The sequence below is a fragment of the Chelativorans sp. YIM 93263 genome (genome assembly GCF_028767125.1).
GTDB lineage: Bacteria > Pseudomonadota > Alphaproteobacteria > Rhizobiales > Rhizobiaceae > Chelativorans.
The window spans coordinates 42753-64442 of sequence record NZ_JAKCWP010000005.1 but is presented as its reverse complement, the minus strand read 5'-3'; the positions used below and the strand labels follow the sequence as shown (position 1 = coordinate 64442).

At 58.8% G+C, this 21690-nt stretch carries 21 protein-coding genes; 15 read left to right on the top strand and 6 right to left on the bottom strand.

What is annotated here, in order from left to right; genetic code table 11:
• The first annotated feature begins 656 nt into the window (after positions 1-656).
• The 4 genes from LY631_RS11790 (at position 657) to LY631_RS11775 (ending at position 3799) form a co-directional block, all read left to right on the top strand.
• Positions 657-866, top strand: coding sequence for a cold-shock protein (locus LY631_RS11790; RefSeq protein WP_274425579.1), 210 nt, complete (start codon positions 657-659; stop codon positions 864-866).
• 113 nt (positions 867-979) lie between these two features.
• Positions 980-1225, top strand: coding sequence for a hypothetical protein (locus LY631_RS11785; protein WP_274425578.1), 246 nt, complete (start codon positions 980-982; stop codon positions 1223-1225).
• A gap of 68 nt (positions 1226-1293) precedes the next feature.
• Positions 1294-2322, top strand: coding sequence for a fatty acid desaturase (locus LY631_RS11780; RefSeq protein WP_445082876.1), 1029 nt, complete (start codon positions 1294-1296; stop codon positions 2320-2322).
• Positions 2323-2554: 232 nt separating this feature from the next.
• Positions 2555-3799, top strand: a complete 1245-nt coding sequence (locus tag LY631_RS11775; protein WP_274425576.1) for an NAD(P)/FAD-dependent oxidoreductase — start codon at positions 2555-2557, stop codon at positions 3797-3799.
• 173 nt (positions 3800-3972) lie between these two features.
• Here the strand turns inward: LY631_RS11775 and LY631_RS11770 are convergent, their stop codons facing one another.
• Both LY631_RS11770 and LY631_RS11765 read right to left on the bottom strand, forming a co-directional pair.
• The gene (locus LY631_RS11770; protein WP_274425574.1) at positions 3973-5487 is read right to left on the bottom strand and encodes a malonate--CoA ligase; all 1515 of its coding nucleotides are present in this window, start codon (positions 5485-5487) and stop codon (positions 3973-3975) included.
• Positions 5488-5565: 78 nt separating this feature from the next.
• Positions 5566-6045: an Lrp/AsnC family transcriptional regulator gene (locus LY631_RS11765; RefSeq protein ID WP_274425573.1), complete on the bottom strand. Its 480-nt coding sequence runs from the start codon at positions 6043-6045 to the stop codon at positions 5566-5568.
• Between the two features lie 144 nt (positions 6046-6189).
• Between LY631_RS11765 and LY631_RS11760 the strand changes: the two genes are divergently transcribed.
• The 5 genes from LY631_RS11760 to LY631_RS11740 all read left to right on the top strand — a co-directional run bounded on the left by LY631_RS11760 (position 6190) and on the right by LY631_RS11740 (position 10714).
• Positions 6190-7203: a 1-aminocyclopropane-1-carboxylate deaminase gene (locus tag LY631_RS11760; RefSeq protein ID WP_274425572.1), complete on the top strand. Its 1014-nt coding sequence runs from the start codon at positions 6190-6192 to the stop codon at positions 7201-7203.
• A 236-nt stretch (positions 7204-7439) separates the two neighbouring features.
• Positions 7440-8699, top strand: coding sequence for an Hsp70 family protein (locus LY631_RS11755; protein ID WP_274425571.1), 1260 nt, complete (start codon positions 7440-7442; stop codon positions 8697-8699).
• Positions 8700-9014: 315 nt separating this feature from the next.
• Positions 9015-9752: a helix-turn-helix transcriptional regulator gene (locus LY631_RS11750; RefSeq protein ID WP_274425570.1), complete on the top strand. Its 738-nt coding sequence runs from the start codon at positions 9015-9017 to the stop codon at positions 9750-9752.
• A gap of 211 nt (positions 9753-9963) precedes the next feature.
• Positions 9964-10497: an acyl-homoserine-lactone synthase gene (locus LY631_RS11745; protein ID WP_338000435.1), complete on the top strand. Its 534-nt coding sequence runs from the start codon at positions 9964-9966 to the stop codon at positions 10495-10497.
• Positions 10472-10714 (top strand): hypothetical protein, encoded by a 243-nt coding sequence (locus LY631_RS11740; protein WP_274425569.1) that lies wholly within the window; start codon positions 10472-10474, stop codon positions 10712-10714. The genes LY631_RS11745 and LY631_RS11740 overlap by 26 nt, the downstream gene beginning before the upstream one ends.
• 126 nt (positions 10715-10840) lie before the next feature.
• Here LY631_RS11740 and LY631_RS11735 read toward each other — a convergent pair whose 3' ends face one another.
• Both LY631_RS11735 and LY631_RS11730 read right to left on the bottom strand, forming a co-directional pair.
• On the bottom strand, positions 10841-11050 hold the full coding sequence (locus LY631_RS11735) for a hypothetical protein (protein WP_274425568.1): 210 nt from the start codon (positions 11048-11050) through the stop codon (positions 10841-10843).
• Positions 11051-11259: 209 nt separating this feature from the next.
• Positions 11260-12156 carry a LysR family transcriptional regulator gene (locus LY631_RS11730; RefSeq protein WP_274425567.1) on the bottom strand — a complete coding sequence of 299 codons (897 nt, stop codon included), beginning with the start codon at positions 12154-12156 and terminating at the stop codon, positions 11260-11262.
• 118 nt (positions 12157-12274) lie between these two features.
• Here LY631_RS11730 and LY631_RS11725 point away from each other — a divergent pair, with 118 nt between their 5' ends.
• Positions 12275-13171: a polysaccharide deacetylase family protein gene (locus LY631_RS11725; RefSeq protein WP_274425566.1), complete on the top strand. Its 897-nt coding sequence runs from the start codon at positions 12275-12277 to the stop codon at positions 13169-13171.
• Positions 13172-13269: 98 nt separating this feature from the next.
• Here LY631_RS11725 and LY631_RS11720 read toward each other — a convergent pair whose 3' ends face one another.
• Positions 13270-14310 carry a class I SAM-dependent methyltransferase gene (locus tag LY631_RS11720; protein WP_445082875.1) on the bottom strand — a complete coding sequence of 347 codons (1041 nt, stop codon included), beginning with the start codon at positions 14308-14310 and terminating at the stop codon, positions 13270-13272.
• A 280-nt stretch (positions 14311-14590) separates the two neighbouring features.
• On the opposite strand from LY631_RS11720, the gene LY631_RS11715 reads away from it, so the two are divergent.
• Positions 14591-16609, top strand: coding sequence for a putative bifunctional diguanylate cyclase/phosphodiesterase (locus LY631_RS11715; protein ID WP_274425565.1), 2019 nt, complete (start codon positions 14591-14593; stop codon positions 16607-16609).
• A 536-nt stretch (positions 16610-17145) separates the two neighbouring features.
• On the opposite strand, the gene LY631_RS11710 is transcribed toward LY631_RS11715, so the two are convergent.
• A complete protein-coding gene (locus LY631_RS11710) occupies positions 17146-18033 on the bottom strand; it encodes a LysR family transcriptional regulator (protein ID WP_274425883.1) in 888 nt (295 codons plus the stop codon).
• A gap of 159 nt (positions 18034-18192) precedes the next feature.
• Between LY631_RS11710 and LY631_RS11705 the strand changes: the two genes are divergently transcribed.
• The 4 genes from LY631_RS11705 to LY631_RS11690 all read left to right on the top strand — a co-directional run bounded on the left by LY631_RS11705 (position 18193) and on the right by LY631_RS11690 (position 21677).
• Positions 18193-18741, top strand: coding sequence for a hypothetical protein (locus tag LY631_RS11705; protein WP_274425564.1), 549 nt, complete (start codon positions 18193-18195; stop codon positions 18739-18741).
• Positions 18738-18986 carry an Atu4866 domain-containing protein gene (locus LY631_RS11700; protein WP_274425563.1) on the top strand — a complete coding sequence of 83 codons (249 nt, stop codon included), beginning with the start codon at positions 18738-18740 and terminating at the stop codon, positions 18984-18986. Before LY631_RS11705 ends, LY631_RS11700 begins: the two co-directional genes overlap by 4 nt.
• Before the next feature lie 82 nt (positions 18987-19068).
• Positions 19069-19476 (top strand): carboxymuconolactone decarboxylase family protein, encoded by a 408-nt coding sequence (locus LY631_RS11695; protein WP_274425562.1) that lies wholly within the window; start codon positions 19069-19071, stop codon positions 19474-19476.
• A 545-nt stretch (positions 19477-20021) separates the two neighbouring features.
• On the top strand, positions 20022-21677 hold the full coding sequence (locus LY631_RS11690) for an ABC transporter substrate-binding protein (protein WP_274425561.1): 1656 nt from the start codon (positions 20022-20024) through the stop codon (positions 21675-21677).
• Positions 21678-21690 lie beyond the last annotated feature (13 nt).

Genomic DNA, 21690 nt, shown 5'->3' with positions numbered 1-21690 from the left:
TCTACTCCTGTCCAAGGGCGGCCTGTACTGCGGCAGCGGTCGTCACGGCGCATGCCTAAACGAGTGTCGATTTCGACGGCTGAACCTCATCCAATGCTTTGGCGGTGGATGACTTGCCGTGATTGTGTGGTGCCATGCCTCCCGATTGTTGTTCCGGCTATGCTGATCATCTCCGCCAAGAATTCTCGGGGCACATTTAAAGTAGCCTATTCCGCCCTGAGGCTTCTCATTCTCAACGCCGGGGATGATCATCCGATCCCCGACGCGCCATTGGCTCGGCGCATCGGATAACGATGCCGTCATGACGGGGCCGAAATTTCATGAGCATTCTTTCTGAGGCCGGCGTGTAGGGGGGCCACACCCTCATATAGGTTCTTTGACCGTCGAATAACAGGAGCAAACAGGGACCATTTGCTCAAGAAAGAGGGTCTTCTGATGTCGGCTCTGTGGTGCCGGAGGTTAAGTTTTATGAAAGAGGCCTTGTTTTGAACACCAGAAACGTTTATATGGGGAACATCGATCTTGTTTGCCGAACTTTGTTGCCGCGCGGAAACCGCGCCTATGACGATCTTCCCTATCAAAATCGACTGAAATGCTTCGCCATGCATTCGGCATGACGGGCACCACACAACGTGACCGATTGAAAGGAAATCGTCATGACCACTGGAACCGTAAAATTCTTCAATTCAACCAAAGGCTTTGGCTTTATCCAGCCTGACGACGGCGCTTCGGACGTATTTGTCCATGTCTCCGCTGTCGAGCGTGCCGGCATGCGCACCATCGTGGAAGGCCAGAAGCTCAGCTTCGACGTCGTCAAGGACAACCGCTCCGGCAAGTCCGCTGCGGAAAACCTGCAGGAAGCGTAAGCTTCATCTTCTGTCCGTGACCACGGATGTACTGGCACGGATCGTAGATACGAGGAGGTCGGGCTTCTGCCCGGCCTTTTTGCTTTCAGCACAATCGCAAGGAGGTCAATGACATGGCCGGAATTATCACCAAGGACAATCTGTTTCCGTCCCCGCGCCCGAGTCCGCAAACCAAGGCGGAGATCACGAACAGCACGGCCAGAGCAATCATAAAGGCCGAAACCGACAGCCGCGAAGCAAAGACCCAGAGACTGCGGCAGGCCCGGCTGGAAATGGAGGCGCGGCAACCGGAACCGGCGCCAGCCAAGAGCCGTGCCAAAAAGACAGCAAAAAGCACCGCTTCCCGGCGCACTGCCTGAGCGTCGATTCGGCGCTTGACTTTCAACACGCGTCCTCCCGGATGCAAGCCTGATCTCCTGGAGGTCTCGTGAACATTAATATCGCCGACCAGGTCGGTACTGAGCCGAAAACTCGCTCCTGGACTGCGGTCCTCGCGCAATATCGACAACCCAGCCCGATACGCAGCACGGTCGAAATAGTCATCACGGCACTACCTTTTGCCACATTGTGGGCGTTGACGGCGCTGGCGGTCGTGAACGGCTACTGGTGGGGCCTCCTGCTGACGATCCCCGCGGCTGGCTTTCTGGTGCGGCTCTTCATCCTGCAGCATGATTGTGGCCACGGTGCTCTGTTCGCCCGCCGCAGCATCAATGACTGGACAGGTCGCGTTATCGGCGTTTTCACCCTCACGCCCTATGACTATTGGCGTCGCACCCATGCCGTCCATCACGCCACGGCGGGGAACCTCGACAAGCGGGGGATCGGTGACGTCAAGACTCTCACGGTCGGTGAGTATCGTGCGTTGTCCTGGTGGGGCCGTGCGCGCTATCGGCTCTATCGTCATCCCCTGGTGATGTTTGGACTCGGCCCCGCCTGGCTGTTCATCTGCCAGTACCGATTGCCATTCGGCCTCATGCGCGCCGGAGTACAGCCCTGGACATCGACAATCGCTACCAATCTTGGCGTCGCCCTGCCGGTCGCCGGTCTGATGTGGCTGATGGGCGTCGGCCCCTTTCTCATAGTCCAGTTGCCGATCACCCTGATGGCAGCCACCGCGGGCGTATGGCTCTTCTACGTTCAGCATCAGTTCGAGGAAACGCACTGGTCCGAGGGCGACGACTGGAACTTCCAGCACGCCGCATTGCACGGCAGCTCACACTACGACCTTCCCTTCCCGCTACGCTGGATCACGGGGAACATCGGAATCCACCACGTACATCATCTGGCGGCAAAGGTGCCATTTTACCGTCTGCCGGAGGTGCTCCGAGACCACCCCGATTTGCGTGACACCAGCCGCATCACCTTTCTCCAGAGCTTGAGCTGCGTCAAACTCGTGCTGTGGGACGAAAGCGCAAAACGCCTTGTCTCGTTTCGAGAAGCGCGGACAGCGACCTAAGCCGAAGGCAGCGATCAGCGCGCAAGTTCGCCAGCGTGGCGCCGCTCTGGCAAACGCCCATGCTCTCGTGTCTGGCGAAGGCGACGAAAAGCGCTGGCCGAAGGCCCGGATGCGTTTTCGCGGTTTTCGCGGTTGGGAAATCCTGGCGCGGCAAAATCCCATCTTTCAGTGGCATCCAGTTTTGCAATAAAGCTGCTTTGAATCTCGCGAGGAAACAATCGGCTAGGACCTCATGAGCAGAACCCTTATCATCGGCGGAAGCCACGCGGCCGTTGCCGCGGCCGGCGCGTTGCGCCAGTACGCGCCGGAGGAGGAGATCGTTGTCGTCTCCGAAGAAGACGAACTTCCATATCAGCGGCCGCCATTGTCCAAGGAGTATATGGCGCAAGCCATGAGCCTGGAGCGCCTGCGGCTGCGCCCGCTCGAATGGTATGATCGAAGCAACGTCGAACTGCGCCTCGGAGCGGCCGTGACCATGGTGGAGCGAGAGCGCAAGACGGTTTTGCTCGCCGATGGCTGTGAGCTTGCCTATGACAAGCTTTTGCTTGCGACGGGCGCGAAGGCGCGGCGTCTGCCGGCAGATACCGGCGGCGATCTGCCCAATGTGCGCGTGATGCGCACACTGGCCGATGCAAATTGGCTGATGAGCGAGATGAAGGCCGATAGGCGACTTGTTGTCGTCGGCGGCGGATATATCGGTCTGGAGGCTGCTGCAGAGGCGGCGAAGAAAGGGCTGCGCGTGACGGTAATCGAGGCGCGCGAACGAATCCTGAAGCGTGTCGCCTGCGAGGAAACAGCCAACGCCTTTCGAAGGCTCCATAGCGACCATGACGTGGAGATACTGGAAAACGCGCAGGTCGAGCGTTTTCACGAAGAAAACGGACAGGCCGCCGGGCTGCGGTTGAAGGACGGCAGGGAACTGCCGTGCGGCCTCGTCATTGCCGGAATTGGGATCGACCCGAACACCGATTTAGCCAAGGCGGCGGGACTGGACGTAAGCGACGGAATCGTCGTCGATGATCATTGCCGGACAAGCGATCCGGCCATCTTCGCGGCCGGCGACTGCACGCTGCTGCCCTTCCAGGGAATGCCGACGCGGCTTGAATCGGTGCAGAACGCGCAGGATCAGGCGACTGTTGCTGCGGCGAACATCGCGGGGGAGGCTATCTCCTACAAGCCGCATCCCTGGTTCTGGTCCGACCAGTATGATGTCAAGCTCCAGATCGCTGGTTTCCACCGGGGTTACGATTCAGTGGCCACGCGGCCAGGTAAACGCGAGGGATCTCTTTCAGTGTTTTATTTCAGGCAGGAGCGGCTGATTGCAGTAGACAGCCTGAATGACCCTTCGACCTATGTTGCAGTCCGCAAGCTCCTCGAGGCGAATGCATCAATTACGCGGGCTGAGATCGTCAGTGGCACGGTCGACCTGCGGGAAAGGGCAAAGGCGCTGACGGCTGAACGTTCGGCTGCGGAATAGGCGCCACATTACAGCTGCAAACCAGCATTCAAGATGGTCGGCGCCCTTTCGAGCGCCCCTCCGCCCTGACGGGCATCTCCCCACCCGGGGCGATAAATTGGTCGCCATCGTTGCTTTCGCCAATCTTTCAGGGCTGCAGCGCTCCAAGTAAGATCCCTCCATGAGATCTCTCCTCAACCGCCCCCGTAAAGCGCCTTGTAGTTCTCGCGCAGGACGTTTTTTTGTACCTTGCCCATGGTGTTGCGCGGCAGATCGTCGATGAAGATCACGCGTTTGGGCTGTTTGTAGCGCGCAATCCGCTCCCTAAGGCCGTCGAGAACTGCATCCTCGTCTATTTCGGTATCCGGCTGGCGCACGACGATGGCCGTGACACCCTCGCCAAAATCCGGATGTGGCACCCCGATGACCGCGCTTTCGGCCACGCCGGGAAGCCCGTCGATCTCTGTTTCGACTTCTTTGGGATAAATGTTGTATCCGCCGGAGATCACGAGGTCCTTGTTGCGCCCGACGATGTGGACATAGCCCCGCGCATCGATTTTGCCGAGGTCTCCGGTGATGAAGAAGCCGTCGGGGCGGAACTCGGCTTGCGTCCTTTCCGGCATGCGCCAATAGCCCTTAAAGACATTGGGGCCGTTCACTTCGATCATACCTGTTTGGCCAACGCCGAGGAGACTGCCCGTCTCACGATCCGCAATGCGCAATGAGACACCGGGCAGCGGAAAGCCGACGGTGCCGGCGATGCGCTCGCCATCATAGGGATTGGAGGTGTTCATGTTGGTTTCGGTCATGCCGTAGCGCTCGAGAATGGCGTGGCCGGTGATCTCTCGGAACTGCTTGTGGGTTTCGGCAAGCAGCGGCGCCGAACCGGAGACGAAGAGGCGCATGTTCGACGCCACCTCGCGGTTGAGACCTTCGTGCTGCACGAGCCGTACATAGAAGGTCGGCACGCCCATCAGGGCGGTCGCCTTCGGCATCAGCCGCAACACCGCGTCGGCGTCGAACTTCGGCAGAGAATACATGGACGCGCCGGACAGAAGGATCACGTTGGAAGCGACGAACAGCCCGTGCGTGTGGAAGATCGGGAGAGCATGGATCAGCCTGTCATCCGCGGTGAAGCGCCAGTAGTCGCACAATGTCAGCGCGTTGGAGAGCAGATTGTCATGCGTGAGCATCGCTCCCTTTGACCGGCCGGTCGTGCCGGAGGTGTAGAGAATGGCGCCGAGGTCGTCCGCCCCGCGTACAGCATTGTCGAACGCGGGCGCCATCTCCTGTGCGATATGAAGCAAGGAGCCGCCGCCCTTGTCGTCGAGCGTTTCAACGCGTGCTCCATGCTTTGCCGCTATCGCGCGAATGCCCTCGGCCGCCCCCGGCGTCGACACAAAGAGCCGCGGCTCCGCGTCGCCGATGAAATAATCGAGCTCGGCAGTCGTATAGGCCGTGTTGAGCGGCAGATAGACGGCGCCAGCGCGCAGACAGGCGATGTAGAGCAGCAATGCCTCGGGGCTTTTCTCCACCTGAACGGCGACGCGGTCACCTGGCTTTACCGACAGCTTCTCCAGCGCGGCTGCGAGCCGACCGGAAGTTGCGAGCATCTCGTCATATGTCCACACCCGCCCATCGAGCGTTTCGATGAAGGTTGCGCCCGGCCTGGCCGCGTCGCGGATCGCGTCGAACATGTGGTTGCGCATTCAGATACTCCTTGCTGCTTCTTATTCTCATATACAACACGGGTACCAGGCCTCGTGAAGTGCGGCCCGCAAGCGCTGCTAGAAGTCGAGCAGCGCCCCGTCCACCACCTCTTTCATGACAAAAAAGGTTCGCGTCTGGCGCACCCCGGGCAGGGCGATAAGCTGGCTGCCGTGCAGGCGGTTGAAATCGGCCATGTCGCGGACGCGGATCTTGAGAAAATAGTCGAAGTCGCCGGCAACAAGATGGCAATCCAGGATAAAGGGCAGCTTTCTCACCGCTGTCTCGAACGCGGCAAAGCTCTCCGGCGTCGAGCGATCGAGGACCACGCCGACCATCACCAACGCTCCACGTTCCACACGCTCAGGCGCGATCACGGCGTGGACGCCGCGAATATAGCCGGCCTGGAAAAGCCGCTCGGTGCGGCGGTGGCAGGTGGCCGGACTGACATCGACCAGCCTGGCCAGATCCGCGTTCGTCAGCCGGCCGTCGCGCTGCAATTGCCGGAGGATTTTGCGGTCGATCCGGTCCAGCGCCTGCTCTTCGGAAGATTCTTTCATATACCCTGCTATAATAGGTTGTTTTCCTCTATTTTGGGACATTTACCGCCGTTCCTGCTGAGGTCAAAGGCAATCTTTGAAAGCACCTTCCGGACTTGATGGGCTAGCTTTTGATTTCTTTCGCTCTCCCGGAAAGGCTTGCACATGCTGGAAAAATTCGAACGCTACCCGCTCACCTTCGGACCTACCCATATCGAGAAGCTGGAGCGTCTGACCACGCATCTCGGCGGAAAAGTGGAGCTTTATGCGAAGCGCGAGGATTGTAATTCGGGCCTTGCCTTCGGTGGCAACAAGCTGCGCAAGCTGGAATATATCGTGCCCGACGCCATCGCCTCCGGTGCCGACACGCTGGTGTCGATTGGCGGCGTGCAGTCGAACCACACGCGCATGGTGGCGGCGACGGCGGCCCGGATCGGCTTCAAATGCCGGCTGGTGCAGGAGAGCTGGGTGCCGCATGAGGACGCCGTCTATGACCGGGTCGGCAACATCCTGTTGAGCCGCATTATGGGCGCGGATGTGGAAATGGTTGACGAGGGTTTCGACATCGGCATCCGCGAGAGTTGGGAAAACGCGCTGAAGGATGTGGAAGCCAAGGGCGGTAAGCCTTATCCCATCCCCGCCGGCGCCTCGGTGCATAAATATGGCGGGCTGGGCTATGTGGGCTTCGCCGAGGAGGTGCGCGCGCAGGAGGCCGAGCTTGGCTTCAAATTCGATTATATCGTGGTCTGCACCGTGACCGGATCCACCCATGCCGGCATGCTGGTCGGCTTCGCCGCAGACGGCCGGGCGCGCAACGTCATCGGAATAGATGCCTCGGCAACACCGGCGCAGACGAAGGCGCAAGTGCTCGATATCGCGCAGAAGACGGCCGCCCTCGTGGAACTCGGCCGTGCGATTGAGGAGGACGACGTGGTGCTCAATGAGGATTACGCCTATCCGATCTATGGCGTGCCGTCGCAGGAAACGAAGGAGGCAATCCGCCTTTGCGCGCGGCTGGAAGGCATGATGACCGACCCGGTCTATGAAGGCAAATCCATGCAAGGCATGATCGACCTGGTGAAAAGGGGCTTCTTCCCGGAGGGCTCAAAAGTGCTCTATGCGCATCTTGGCGGCGTGCCGGCCATCAACGGCTACAGCTACGCCTTCCGCAACGGGTGAGAACCGGCTGATAGTTGCAGGGCGGTGTCGCTGCGCACTTTCTCGCGGCGATCCTGAGCCGATCCAACCTCGCCTTCAGTGCCAGGGCGGTAGCCTCGGTTTTGGATCGATGGGAGAGAGGCAGCCTGTGAGGGTTTCCATTCAGTCAGAAAGCGGCTAGAGGGGTGCCCCTTCCGGTCACCCCTCTTCCGTAGTGTATGATCACGCCCGAACGTCGCCCTTGCGAGCCGTATCCCATGAGCCGTTTTCATTGTGGTGTCGATTTCGGCACCACCAACTCCACCGTCGGTCTCTGCGCAAGAGGCAGCGACCCATTCCTGATCCCCGTCGAGGGCGATCATGTCACCATCCCGTCCGCGCTCTTCTTCAGCCTTGAAGACGGCAGCGTGCATTTCGGCCGATCGGCCGTTCATGAGTACATGGACGGCGGGGAGGGGCGTTTCATGCGCGCATTGAAGTCGATCCTCGGCACCAGCCTGATGAAGGAAACCACACAGGTCGGCCGCGACCGCATGACGTTCCAGGGACTGATCGGTCGCTTCCTCCGTCATCTGAAGGAGCGGCTCGAACAACAGTCCGGCGGCATGCCGGATGACGTCGTGCTGGGACGGCCCGTTTTCTTCGTTGATGGTGACGAGACTGCCGACCGCGCCGCGCAGGATCAGCTCGAGGCTGCCGCGCGGGGGGAGGGCTTCCGTCACATCGAATTTCAGTTTGAGCCCGTCGCGGCAGCGCTTCACTTCGAGCGTATACTCAGCAAAGAGGCCCTCGCGCTGGTGGTCGACATCGGCGGCGGCACATCCGATTTCTCGGTTCTGCGGCTCTCGCCCGAGCGCTCGCGCGCGACGGATCGGCGCGGCGACATCCTGAGCACGTCGGGCGTTCATGTGGGCGGGACTGATTTCGACCGCTGCCTCAACATCGCGAAGGTCATGCCGGAAATGGGGCTCGGCACGAAAACACGCGACGGCAAGCGCCATCTGCCGGTCTGGTATTTCAACGACATGGCGACCTGGCACAGGATCAATCAGCTCTATACGGCCAAGACCCTGCGGGACATCCAGTCGTTGGCGCGCGAGGCGGCCGAGCCAGAAAAGCTGGCGCGCTTCGAGCATCTACTGGCCCACCGTTCCGGCCACAGGCTGGCGGCCCAGGTGGAGAAAGCCAAGATCGAGTTGACGGATGCACAGGACACCATCATCCGTCTGGAGGAGCCGGGGCTGTCGCTGACGCTGCCGGTCAGCCGCGGCGCATTCGAGGCGGCGAGCACCGAACTGGTGGCGAAGATCGACGTTGCGGTCGATGATGCGCTTCTCGGTGCGAGGGTGGCCGCGGGGGCTATCGAAACGGTGATCCTGACCGGTGGAGGCGCGCAGGTTCCGCTGGTGCAGAAAGCCGCAACCACGCGCTTCCCCAATGCCCGCATCGCCCGGTCCGATCAGTTCGGATCGGTCGGGCTGGGGCTCGCGGTCGATGCTGCCCGGCGCTTCGCATAGTGGGCAGCCCGCTCGCGCTTCTTAACCGCCGCCCGAGTTGTACGGGGCTATGAAGATCTGGAGGTGCCGTAACGCTTGCCAACAGTCAGAGAGACGATCTCCTGCCCCAGGAGCATGCGGAGGGGAGTACGTCGATCCACCTGCGCAAGCATGGCAATCCAGGAGCAGGTTCGCGGTTTCGACCGGGATTTGCCACCCTCTTCGAAGGACACTAAGCTGCTGGCTTCAGAAGGCAAACCGGTCGAACTTTTGACCCAATTGTCTTCCCTACGATTACAACTAAGCTTGCCGCAACCACAACGTAAGATCCGGACCATGATTTCCCATATCTCACTAGATGTGACCGATACATTCGAGGTCATCGATACGCTTGGACAGCTCAACGAGAGCGAGGCCATTTTCTCGCACCTCGCCAAGTACTTGGCGCGATATGGTTTTACATCGTTCCTAGTTTCGGGACTGCCGGCGCAACGGGAGCGCCTGGAGCCCCACATCCTCTTGAATGGGTGGCCGACAGGGTGGTTCGAGCACTACACGGCGATGAACCATTATCGCCATGATCCATGCGTCCGACATTGCTTTTCCACCATCGAACCTTTCGCCTGGGATGAGATGCCCGCCAGATTGCTCGAGGAGCCGGAGGCCCGGGTTGTCATGGAAGAGGCGGCGGAGTTCGGGCTTGCCGAGGGGCTCTGCATCCCGCTTCATGACGTCTATGGCTCACGCGTAATAACGGTGGCGGGACAGCACCTCGATGTAGCTCCAAGCGCACGGCGCATGGTCCACCTCACTTCTCTCTATGCTTATGGCGCAGCAGAACGGGCGATCCGCAAGCCGACCTACTACAAAGGCGTGAGTCGACTGACCGAGCGTGAGCGAGACGTGATGCGTTGGACGGCAGAGGGAAAGACCTTCTGGGAGATCGGCAAGATCCTCGGGATCTCAGAAGCCACGGTAAACGATCATATGCGCAATATCCGGGTTAAGCTTGGCACGAGAAATACGACGCATTCTCTTGCCGAGGCGCTGAGGCGAAAAGAGCTCCGCCTCTGACGTCAATCCCAGGATTCTAGGATAGGCAGAATACGTAGTTCTCCTCCAAATGGTGGAAACACCACGAGGGGCCTATGTTCAAAGTTCACATTGTTCATGCTGGTAATCGGCATCTATACGAAGACATGCTCGATCAGCACCATCGGATCCGACATGACATTTACGTCGGAGAGCGGAAGTGGCTGGATCTTGAGCGACCCGACGGTCGTGAATAGACCAGTTCGACACGGACAAAGCAATCTACCTCCTGGGAATCGAGGCTGGCAAAGGGGTCGTCGGCGGCTCACGGCTTGTACCTACCCTTGAGCCACACCTCATGAGCGAGGTTTTCCCGGAACTCGCGAATGTGCGCGGGCTTCCACGGGCAGACGACATCTTCGAGTGGACCCGGATCTTCGTCATTCCAGCCAAGCGCGAGAGCGGGCGCTTCTGTAAGGCAGCCGGCATGATCTACTGCAGTCTTCTGGAATTCTGCCTTTCTCATGAGGTCAGTCAGCTGAGTGTCGTCTGTGAAGCTTACTGGATCCAGCGGCTCATGGCGCTTGGCTGGAACCCGGTTCCTCTCGGCGCGCCTATCGAGAAGAACGGCATGACTATCGTCGGGATTACCTGCGACATGACCGAAGAGGCTCTCGCGAAAACCAGAGCAACTTATGAAATCGACAGCAGCGTCATGGCTCCTGAAAAGATCCCGTTCACTCGCCTGCCGGAGGTCTCCTATGACACCTATCATGCTTCGCATTGAAGCAGATGCGGACGAGTTCAAGAGCAAGGTCGAGGACATGGTCATCAGAACGCTCCACGACGGCTCTATCGCTCCGTCAACGCTTCTCGAATGCGTATACTACGCGATTGAACCCGACGTTCTTGCGACTGTTCGGGCTGTCGCAGCTCTGCCCCCCAGCGAACGCCAGATGGTCATGAGCTATGCTAAGAAGCTTTCCGATGGGACGGTTGGTTAGACTCAGGACACGACACGTATCCGCCTCACGCTGCTGGGAGAGGGAGGGTACCCTCCCTCTCCCAGCGTTCCCTCATTCCGCAGCGAAAGTCATAAAACAAGCGCTTTTAATGTGCTTGCGATGGCTTCAATTTTCGCCAGGTCCTTTGTCATTCACATTGCGCCGGCAAAACAGAGCCTTCGCCAGCCGGGGGATCGGTACAGGGAGGTCCGGCGGTGTCGCGATGCCACCAAAATAGTTGCCGATGACGCCATCTGCCTGCGGCATGAAATTCAGCGCCGAGCGCTGGACGAACCCAAAGAGACTGCAGTAGCCTGGGACATCAGGGGCACGCATCCACCAGCACCTCGAACGCCAAGGCGCGAGGGCCCGTCCGAACCAACTCAGCACCATACCTTTTGCGGTTTTGGCTTTACCGAAAACAGGCACAGTTCGATTTATCCATCCCGTCCACGGTGACAGGCGAGAAGGCAATATGGTCAATGATATGGTGGTCCTTCTCGGGAGCAATCCTAGGCGTCGGCTTAAGGCTCTTCGGCCACTTCCTAGCTGGGATGCATCGGGAAAAGGTTCGCCGCCATGAAGTCTATGAACACCCTCAGTTTGGGGGCGAGATGGCGACTGGTTGGCCACATCAGGCGAAACGGGCCTGTATGCCGGACGAAATCCGAAAGAACGGTGACAAGACGTCCGGACGCTAGCCGGTCGATGATCGCAAAGTCGGGTAGACAGGCAATGCCCATGCCGCGTTCGGCCATCATGATAAGAGGTTCGATGGTGTTGACCACCGCGGTCGTCGGCAGCTCGAGACGAACCTCTGTCTCGCCTTCATAGAGCGGCCAAGGCTCCAGCTTGCCGCTCGTGGCATATCGGTGATGCAGACAGGCATGTCTCATAAGATCGGATGGGACCATGGGTGTGCCGGCCCGCTCGAGATATTCGGGCGCTGCAACCAGGACCAGACTGAACTGCCCGAGCATTCGCGAAATGAGACGGGAATCGGCGACGTGGCCAGCCCGCACGACGGCATCGAAGCCTTCCTCTATAACATCGACGAGGCGGTCCGAGAAATCGAGATCAAGCTCTATGTCGGGATAAAGGTCCGTGAATTGCAGGATTACCGGCATCGTGAGCATCGATACGATCGGCATGCTGACCTTCAGCTTGCCGCGGGGAGCAGCGAGTGTTTGAGATAATTCCAGCTCGGCCGCTTCCACTTCCGCAAGGATGCGCCGGCATCTTTCCAGGAAAAGGACGCCTTCGCTCGTCAGGGTAATCGTCCGGGTCGACCGGTGTAGCAGCCGAACCTGCATTCGTTCCTCGAGCCTGGCGACCGCTTTACCGATAGCGGATGGCGAAACTCCAAGATGGTTCGCGGCCGCGGTGAAACTGCGCAGCTCGGCAGCATGCACGAAGGCGCTGAGCGAACCAAGACTATCCATTGCAATCCTTTCCGGACAAATCCTCTTAAGTGTCCGGAATTATCTCCCATTGTTCTCTAATACAGTCAAGCTATCTTCTCGCCTGCAGTCGAACGATACCGCAACCAGGAGTAGATTTATGCTTGATGCCGTTGGTACGCCGCCGCAGGAACATGATCGCTTTGCGTATTCACCGATTACCAGTCGCCCCAAACTGGAGTGGCCGGACGGGGCGCGAGTCGCATTGTGGGTCATCCCCAATATCGAGCATTTTTTATTCGATCGGCCATCGAGCTCGATCATTCAGTCGACGACCAGCTTCGTGCCAGACGTCCTGAACTACGCATGGCGGGACTACGGCGTGCGCGTCGGGATCTGGCGCATGATGGAGATCATGGAGAAGTACGGTGTAAAGGGTACCGTCGCGCTAAACTCAGATGCCTGTGCTCACTATCCGAGCATTATTGAGGCTGGCAAATCCCTCGACTGGGAGTGGATGGGGCATGGTATGAACAATTCCTCCGTGATCACGGGTATCCCGGAGGATGAGGAACGCGAGATTGTTCATGAGGTGGTGTCCACGATCACGCAAGCGACGGGAACCGCGCCTCGAGGTTGGCTCAGCCCCGCCCTTTCGGAAACGCACCAGACGCCCGACATCCTTGCAGAACACGGAATTCGCTACCTGGCAGACTGGACCAACGACGACCAGCCTTACGAGATGCGCGTGCGTTCCGGCAGGATGCTTACCATGCCCTACTCGGCGGAGATGAACGACTATACTGCCTTTTTGGAGCAAGGCTTGTCTGGCAAGGATTTCGGCGACGCGATCTGCGACCAGTTCGATCAGCTTTATACTGATGGCAAGACGACCGGCCGCGTTATGTCGCTTTGTCTTCATCCCTTCCTGATTGGACAGCCACACCGCGCGAAGCATTTCGACCGCGCTCTCAAATACATCACGTCCCACGACGATGTATGGTTGGCCAAGGGTGGTGAGATCGCCGACTGGTACTCATCGACCAAAGACGCCTAACAAGCCGCACGCCTTCCACCCATGCCTGAGTTCGGTCGCGGCGCGTTATCGCGGCGCGCTGCGACTAATTCTTCAGCTGCCAACAGGACGGCGCTGGTTTAGGCGTGTTTCGCAAGAGTGCAGTAAATGATGTTCCGATTTGCGCCGAAATGCATCTTCGCCTCCACAGCGTCTCGGTCGACGCTGGCATTGACGATCCTCCACATGTCCGCTTCCGACCGCTGAAGCAAAGCCCAGTTCATGAGTGTTTCCAGAAAGCCGTCGTCGCTCATCTCCGTGGTGAAATTGGCAAAAAGGAAGACCCCGCCCGGCTTCAACATTTGCAGGCAAATCTGTGTGAGCTTCACGGCAACCCTCTCGGAAAGGTAGTCGTAAAGTCCTGCAGAGTAGATGAAGTCGAACTGGCCGAGATTGTAGGCACCAGTAAGCAGGCCGCGAACCGAGCCGTCGATCGCCTCGACGCAAGTCTCCTGAAAGTCACGCGCGACCGATTCGACGCTCAAGGAATCCTGATCAAGCGCGACCCACCGCTTGATGCGCTTTTCCCGCAGAGCAATCGAATGCTCCGCTTCGCGCAGGTGCCCGCCGGCGATCGCAAGAATTTCAGTCTCAAGCCCGCGCAGTGACGCGATCAGGTCTACATGCCGCGTCAGCAGATCGCGCCGCTCCCTCACGGCCGCCGCCGAGGGCGCGTCCCTCGTGTAGCCGTAGTAAAGCGCTTTGCCAATTGAGGAGGCGTTGGCGATCTCATCGGCAACGCTCGGATGACCGTAAATGAAGTCCAGCAGATGGGCGTCGCCGGAATAGCCTCTAGGCTTTTTGAAGGACCACCGCATGAAAGGATCCTGATGGAAGAACTCCGAGACAGGATGGATCTGGGCGATCGGAACCAGCGCCTGCCATACGGCCGGGTGCGATTTGTCACGCAGATTGTGCAAAGCGACGTTGGCGCGATGGACGATCGCCGCCGGGTCTCTGCCGTTGTCGAACTGCTGCAGAGCAATGCCCAGGATCAATGCGAGTTCGGCCTTGCCGGTCTCGAAGTCTTGATCGTGCCGGTGGGCATGCGACGGAGTGCGCGCATTCGCCATCGCATCAGGTGTAATTAGGCTTTCCCCATCGAACGCGATCTGACTCATGCTCTGCCCCCTCGGCCGTTAACAATTTGTTAACCATACAGGCAGATCAGAAGTTGTGCCAGAGAATGAAAGGGCGAAAATCGCGGTATGCTTGGCGGCCGGTCAAGTTTAAGTAAAATTGACCGGGTGTCGCATAACAATCCGTAAAGGGCCGATCCGCTATTATCGCTTGCAGCGGGCCGAGCAGGGTTGGTCCGGACGAGGCAGGGCGTCCGCAAAGCGAAAAGCAGCATATGTTCGCGCTGCACCGGGCAATCCGCTAGATCAATCCGAGATCGATATGCCGAGTGATCTTGTCGAGACAGACCTGCCTCAGAGGCACAAGTCGCAGGATGAGCTTCGCGTTCTCTATCAGGAACATCGTGAGGAAAATCGCACGAAGACAACCAGACCGGGCGTCTGGGCAGGCTTTGCCGTCTACATGCTGTTCTCGATCACAGACATATTGCTGATCCCCGACGTAGCGGCCCACACGATCGCAGCGCGCTTCATGTTCGGTGTGACTTTCCTGGCGATCTTCGAACTGCTGTTCTTCGAGAACACCAACTCGAAGTGGTTGGATCGAACCGCCGCCGCCGCGGTCTTCCTGGCATATTTGAGCTGGCTCGCCCCCTCGATCATGACAAAACATACCGAGACGATGTCATACTACATGGTCTTCGGAGCCATTTTCATGATGAGCGCTAACCTTTTCTTCAGTTTCAGATTTCTCTTGTCGCTCGTCACTTCTGGGCTTGTCCTGGCAGCTTTTGTTGTGGCGATGATGACCTTCTATCCAGAAGATCCCTCGTATCAGATCGCCTTCGGGACTTTTTACCTGTCATGCTTCGCCTTCACCTCATATGTGAACTGGAGTCTGAACAGGGAGCGCTATAAGGTCTTTCTGAACGCGCTTGAGGCCAAATTCATGCAGAAGGAGGCAACAGAACGCGGGCAGGCCTTGCTGAGACTATCAAGAACAGACCCGTTGACGGGCCTGGAAAATCGGCGAGCCGTGGACGAGAAGCTGCGAGACCACTGGGACGACTGGCAGCGGTTCGGCAAGAGTTTCGTAGCAATTCTCATCGACATCGACTTCTTTAAGAAGTTCAACGACCACTACGGCCATCAAGAGGGCGATCGCTGTATTGCGCATGTTGCAAATGCCCTTAGAGACGCGACAGCCCGGTATGATGGTTCGATCGGGCGCTATGGCGGTGAAGAGTTTATCGTCCTGGCTCGCGTAAACGAGCGCGAAGAGATTGCGCGCTTCGCTGAGGCTATTCGCCGCACCGTGGAAGAGCTGGCTTTGCCCCATGAGCAACGACATGACGGCTTGTCGATTGTCACGGTGAGCATCGGCGCCTCGTTTACGAGGGATCAGATCGGCACAAAGCTGGAAAAAATAATCCATGAAGCCGATCGTGCGCTGTATCTAGCTAAGGCGACCGGGCGGAATTGCGTCCGGTTGTTCGATCCAAACGATCCTGACACCTGTGACGAGCGCGAGAATATCGCTGCTTTGCTGAAGATCGCGGTCGCGCAGGATCTCGTCTCACTCGTTTATCAGCCCATCCTGAACGTCAAAACAGGTCAAGTCGACGCTGTCGAAGCGCTCATGCGGCTCAAGATGCTGGACGGCACGGCCGTTCCGCCAAGCCTGTTTATTCCTGTCGCCGAGCGGTCCGGCGCAATCCTGGAACTGGGACGCTGGGCAATCCGGACGGTGTGCTGTGAACTCCTGGTGGATAACCACGTTCCTGTCGTCAGCGTAAACGTCTCACCAGTTCAGCTCAAGGCACCCGGTTTTGCTAGTTCCGTTGCGGCCATCCTGAAAGAGACAGGGATCGACGGCAGCAGGTTAGCCTTCGAGATTACCGAAGGGCTCGAGATGGAGATGCATTCGGACATACTTCGTTGCATCATCGATCTCAAACTGTTGGGAATCAGGATTTGGCTCGACGATTTTGGTACCGGATTCGCCGGGCTTTCCTGGCTTCGTCTGATCGACTTCGATACCGTGAAAGTCGATCGTTCGTTTCTTCACGACTGCGATTTCCCGAGGGGCAAGGCAATGCTCCAGGATATTGTCGGCCTTCTGCGAAATCGCGGATACAAAATCCTGGTCGAAGGTGTGGAGAGCAAGGAGCAAATGTCGCTTCTGCGGGAGTTCGGCATATATCAGGTCCAAGGTTTCCACGTAGGCCGCCCCTCTCCTGCAAATCGCTTCTGGAGCAACAAGACCACCGCCAAACGGCCTCGACCCTCCTCGAGTCCGCTCGTCACCCCGAGCGCGATCAGCGCCCGCATCCAAAGATAACGCGTGGTGCACGCCCCGATGCTAGTTGGTAGGCGGTCTCAAAAACCGAGCGGAAAAATTCGCAACAGCCGACTCTGCGACGGAAACGGTTCACGGAACGCTTCAGCACTCCAGCTTCAGCGTTTCGTCTCCATCCACGACCAGATCGCCAACCTGTTCCACTTTCTGTCATCTGCGACCATCGCGACCTGCGTAGCGCCGCCATGCAGATTTGTAACAATATCGCGTGCGTCACCGCAGCGTGAGCGCTGAACCGAACAGTGATTGCTGCCCATAGCCAATAACTTTACGACGCTCCCCAAACCACCGAATTCGACTGGTTTGCACAATAGGTCCAATATCGTTGGACCTATTGTGCAACGAGTATCAACCAAGCCTCTGTGTGCAGGGACCGAAAATACTGTTCAAACTGCCCTCATGAATATGGGGATCTATGGTAGCGGAGGAGCCGCTGCGTCGATCCCCACACCCACCATTCATACGCTACAGGCCCCGAATTGCTCTCCCGGAACGAAGCAATGTCGCGCACTTAGCTTCTATCGGAAACTCCGCGCGTGATCGATCAAAGCCCGAAGCTTCGGAGCCATATTTCGGCGCTGCGGAAAGTACAGGTAGAAGCCCGGGAAAGGTGGCAGATAGCGCTCGAGAAGCGAGATCAGTTGGCCTGACTTGATGAATGGGCGGAATGTTTCTTCGGTCGCGAAGGTTATCCCCGCGCCGGCAAGGGCGCTGCGCAGCATGAACCAGAGATCGTTGGTCGTGATCTGGGGCTCGACTGCAACGTCGAATGGTACGCCATCCTTCTCGAACTCCCACCGATAGGGCGCGACCTGCGGCGCGGGCCGCCAGCCAATGCAGTGATGGCGTACGAGGTCACTCGGATGCTCCGGCGTCCCATGCGCGGCAAGATAGGCGGGAGAGGCGACAACGGCCTCGCGTTGGTCTCCGGTGATCGGAACGGCAACCATGTCCTGCTCGATCACCTCTCCAAGGCGTACGCCGGCATCGAACCCGGCGCCGACGATGTCGAATTCCTCGTCAGTAACGGTGACATCGATCGTCACGTTGGGAAAAGCAGTCGCGAAAGCAGCGATGAATGGCCCGGAAAGGACATGCTCTGCGATAGAGGTCACTGCTATGCGCAGGTGGCCGCGCGGTGCATCGCTACCGTTGACAGCTTCCAGCGCCGCCTGAATGTCCGCGTAAGGTCGGGAGATCGCCTCGTGCAGGCGTTCTCCTGCTTCGGTGAGCCGAACCGCGCGCGTGGTCCGCACCACGAGCGCTGCGCCTAGTCCGTCCTCGAGCCTGCGGATCCCCTGACTGACGGCAGAGCGTGTCACCCCGAGCCGGTCCGCCGCGGCTCGGAAATTGTCCTCCTCGGCCACGGCCAGGAACAGGGGCAAGAGATTCTGGTCGATCACGATTGTCCAGCGCAGCTAATCAGCGAGTTCAATAATAGGTGGATACCGGCGACAGCGAAAGAAGTCCATCTTTCTTCTGCGAGCGCAAATCGAAACCGGATCATCCATCCGGCACACGAGAGCATCGCGGCAATCGTCATTCGACTTCAGGAGAGCTAACTTATGAAGATCACCTTTTTTTCAGCGGCCCTCATAGTGGCCGCAACACCTGTCGCCGCGCAGACCTGCCCGCAGCAGGGAGAAAACGCCCCCATGGCGTTGCACGAAGCGTGGATGATGGAAGGCTGGGAGCGCACCGAAGGCGATCCTGAATTTATCTTCGCCGAGGAGATGAACCGCTACTACGATCTCGAGAGCCAGGACGGCGTCTTTTACGACAATTTCGCGCCCGGCGAGACCCAGCTTTTCGACAACGCCGCCATCTACGGCGCGAACTGGGAAGACCTGCAGAACGGCGCGCGCTCGATCCTCCATGCCCTGACGGGAGGCAACGATCAGATCGTCAGCGACAGCGTCGCATCGACAACATTGGGTTTCGTCGGCCGTATTGACCGGCTGGATGGCGCAATCATCGCCTTTGACGGACGGTCGCAGCTTGGCTGGGTGTGCACGCAGGGTGTCTGGAAGATCCGGCACGAACTCAATTACGCCTGGGTGGTCGAGCCAGAGGAGATCGCCCACTACTACCGACAGACGGGGGCGGCGGAATGACCGACGCTGCTGCACCTCATCCCTATGTCGGCATGTGGATGACCGCCGATGGACGCATCCGTCACGAGTTGTTGCCGAACGGCCGCTATGTTGAGGCGCGCGGCACACGCGAGCGCGCCTATCAGGGCCGCTATGAGGTAACCGGCAACCACATCGAATATTGGGACGACACCGGATTTACTGCGGACGGCGATTTCATCGACGGGGTTCTGCATCACGCAGGAATGATCCTGTTCCGCCGGTAGGTCCGTGCTCACGGGCTGAGGCGACGCAAAGCCTCAGCCCGGTCGAATGCGGAAACATGACTTTGTGAAAAGGAGACGGAGTATGACTCAACAGACCGAAACGCGGCTGGAGCGCGGCCGCCGCATGCTGCAGCAGATCGATGGGAGCGCTGGTCAGGCGGTCATCGACTCACTTGCAGACATCGCCCCTGACTTTGCGGATTATCTCTTTGAGTATCCGTTCGGTGATATCATGTCGCGCCCGGGTCTTGGTCTGCGCGAGCGCGAGATTGCCACAATTGCGGCTCTCTGCGCACTCGGCAACGCCACGCCGCAACTCGAAGTGCATATCCGAGCGGGGCTGAATTGCGGTCTCACCCGAGAAGAAATTGTGGAGGTCCTGATGCAAATGTCGGTCTATGCAGGATTTCCAGCAGCACTCAATGGCCTGTTTGCCGCCAAGCGGGCCTTCGCGGCGTGCGAGGAACCTGACGGCCACGCGCCTGCATGATGAAAATTCCGCAGCGGCCGCAGCTTGCAAGGCGACGTTTTGCGCAGACCGCCCAGCCTGCATCTCGGCCGCTCGCGCTACAGCAGCGAGCGGCCCCGCCAGCATCTCCAAAACGATCCGCCCTTCACCGCGCGCGAAAGCCGCGCCGCCGGCCAGTCCCGGTCAGAATTTCCATCCGCTGAACGGACACGGCCTCTCGCTGCTTGCATTATGGCGACACATCACCCAATCGAAGACAGCCGACTACATCCAGTCCTGCAAGGCCGCCTTCGGCGTGTGCTCACGGTAAGCGCCTGCTTTCGCTCGGGCTCAGGGCTGTACTTGCAGCTATGCGCACCGGAGCGAATGTGACAGCAAATTGTATCCGGGAGCCAAGCCTGCGGCCCTTATCGATTTTCGCGGCTTATGCACAGTCACGCATCTTTCACATGGCTGAAGCGTAAGCGACACGGCACGTCCCTAGACCTTTCGTGTGATCCAGCCGCTGCCAGGCGATGTAGCGTGACGGCGGGCATCCCGAAACATGTCTGGAAAGGGGCCAAGCCATGAGCCTGTCGAAGAGACGCATAGCCTATCTGCTCGCCGGCGCACTCGCCGCATCGACGCTTTTTACCACGCCATCCATGGCCGAGGAACGGCCGAACGTCACCGTTGCCGTTCAGCAGATTGTCAATGCCGGCGCGCTCGACGTTCTGCGTGAGCAGTCGAATGTCGGCGCACGCGTCTTCTACTCGATCTATGAGACGCTCATCGACTATGAGCGCCAAAAGCCCGATCTGCCGCAGAAGCCCGGGCTTGCCACCGAATGGAAGCGGATCGATGACAAGACTGTGGAACTGAAACTCCGCGAAGACGTCAAGTTTCACAATGGCGATGTTATGACGGCCGATGATGTGGTCTTCACATTCTCCGACGAGCGCTTCGGCACGTTGCCCGAGCAGGTTGCGGCGCAGGGTGAGGGCAAGGAGCTTTTCACCCGTTCTGCCGTGAGTGGCGAAGGCAAGGTGCCGCCGCCGGAAGTCGCAGCGGTCGCAGCGCGCGCCTGGCCCAATCTCGACCGTGTCGAGAAGGTCGACAACATGACGGTGCGTTTCATCTCGAAAGTGCCCGATCCCACGCTTGAAGGCCGCATCTCGCGTTATGGTGCCGAAATCCTCAGCGAGCGAGCCTATCGAGAAGCCGAAACCTGGTACGATTTCGCGCGCAAGCCTGTCGGCACCGGCCCCTATAAGGTCAAGGAATTCAAGCCGGACAATGTGCTGGTTCTCGAAGCCCATGACGAATACTGGGGCGGGAAGCCTCCGATTCAGGAACTTCGCTTTGTCGTCGTTCCGGAGATCGCAAGTCGTGTAAACGGGCTTCTTTCCGGCGAATACGACTTCATCACCGATGTACCGCCGGACCAGATCAAGACGGTTGACGACCAGGACAAGTATGAAGTCGTCGGCGGTCCAATCACCAATCACCGCCTGCTCGTATTCGACAAGAACAATGGTCCTATGCAGGATCCGCGCATTCGCCAGGCGATGACACACGCCATCGATCGCGAGGCAATCGTTGAAGCCCTATGGGGCGGGCGTACCAAGGTGCCGGCCGGTCTGCAGTGGGAATATTACGGCGATATGTATATCGCCGACTGGACCGTGCCCGAATATGATCCGGAGAAAGCGCGCAAGCTTGTTCAGGAAGCCGGCTACGACGGTGAACCGATCACCTTCCGTGTGCTGAACAACTACTACACCAACCAGGTGACCAATGCGCAGCTTTTGGCTGAATCCTTCCGCCAGGTCGGTCTGAATGTCGAGCTCGATATGAAGGAGAATTGGCAGCAGATCATGGACAAAGAGAGCGGCCCGCGCATGCTGCGCGACTGGTCGAACTCGGCTCCCTTCCCGGATCCGGTTGCCTCGATCGTGAACCAGCATTGCCAGAACGGTCAGCAGCAGCAGATCGGCGAATGGACGAATGAAGAGTTCAACGAACTCTGCATCAAGCTCGAAACCACAGTCGATCTTGAAGTACGCCGTGACACCTTCAAGCGCATGCTTGAAATCGCTGAACGGGAAGACCCCGCCTACACGGTGATGCACCAGAACGCGATATTCTACGGCAAGCGGGCCGACATCGACTGGCATTGGTCAGGCCTTCAGTCGATGGATTTCCGGGCTGGAAATTTCGCAGTCAAGATGCCGTCCAACTAGCACCGATGCGGGC

Coding starts and splice junctions, on each gene's coding strand:
- LY631_RS11700 (WP_274425563.1), top strand. CDS start 18,738: ATGACCGACGCTGCTGCACCTCATCCCTATGTCGGCATGTGGATGACC.
- LY631_RS11755 (WP_274425571.1), top strand. CDS start 7,440: ATGAGCCGTTTTCATTGTGGTGTCGATTTCGGCACCACCAACTCCACC.
- LY631_RS11690 (WP_274425561.1), top strand. CDS start 20,022: ATGAGCCTGTCGAAGAGACGCATAGCCTATCTGCTCGCCGGCGCACTC.
- LY631_RS11725 (WP_274425566.1), top strand. CDS start 12,275: ATGCTTGATGCCGTTGGTACGCCGCCGCAGGAACATGATCGCTTTGCG.
- LY631_RS11785 (WP_274425578.1), top strand. CDS start 980: ATGGCCGGAATTATCACCAAGGACAATCTGTTTCCGTCCCCGCGCCCG.
- LY631_RS11695 (WP_274425562.1), top strand. CDS start 19,069: ATGACTCAACAGACCGAAACGCGGCTGGAGCGCGGCCGCCGCATGCTG.
- LY631_RS11715 (WP_274425565.1), top strand. CDS start 14,591: ATGCCGAGTGATCTTGTCGAGACAGACCTGCCTCAGAGGCACAAGTCG.
- LY631_RS11705 (WP_274425564.1), top strand. CDS start 18,193: ATGAAGATCACCTTTTTTTCAGCGGCCCTCATAGTGGCCGCAACACCT.
- LY631_RS11790 (WP_274425579.1), top strand. CDS start 657: ATGACCACTGGAACCGTAAAATTCTTCAATTCAACCAAAGGCTTTGGC.
- LY631_RS11770 (WP_274425574.1), bottom strand. CDS start 5,487: ATGCGCAACCACATGTTCGACGCGATCCGCGACGCGGCCAGGCCGGGC.
- LY631_RS11765 (WP_274425573.1), bottom strand. CDS start 6,045: ATGAAAGAATCTTCCGAAGAGCAGGCGCTGGACCGGATCGACCGCAAA.
- LY631_RS11735 (WP_274425568.1), bottom strand. CDS start 11,050: ATGCGTGCCCCTGATGTCCCAGGCTACTGCAGTCTCTTTGGGTTCGTC.
- LY631_RS11740 (WP_274425569.1), top strand. CDS start 10,472: ATGACACCTATCATGCTTCGCATTGAAGCAGATGCGGACGAGTTCAAG.
- LY631_RS11750 (WP_274425570.1), top strand. CDS start 9,015: ATGATTTCCCATATCTCACTAGATGTGACCGATACATTCGAGGTCATC.
- LY631_RS11720 (WP_445082875.1), bottom strand. CDS start 14,310: ATGAGTCAGATCGCGTTCGATGGGGAAAGCCTAATTACACCTGATGCG.
- LY631_RS11730 (WP_274425567.1), bottom strand. CDS start 12,156: ATGGATAGTCTTGGTTCGCTCAGCGCCTTCGTGCATGCTGCCGAGCTG.
- LY631_RS11760 (WP_274425572.1), top strand. CDS start 6,190: ATGCTGGAAAAATTCGAACGCTACCCGCTCACCTTCGGACCTACCCAT.
- LY631_RS11775 (WP_274425576.1), top strand. CDS start 2,555: ATGAGCAGAACCCTTATCATCGGCGGAAGCCACGCGGCCGTTGCCGCG.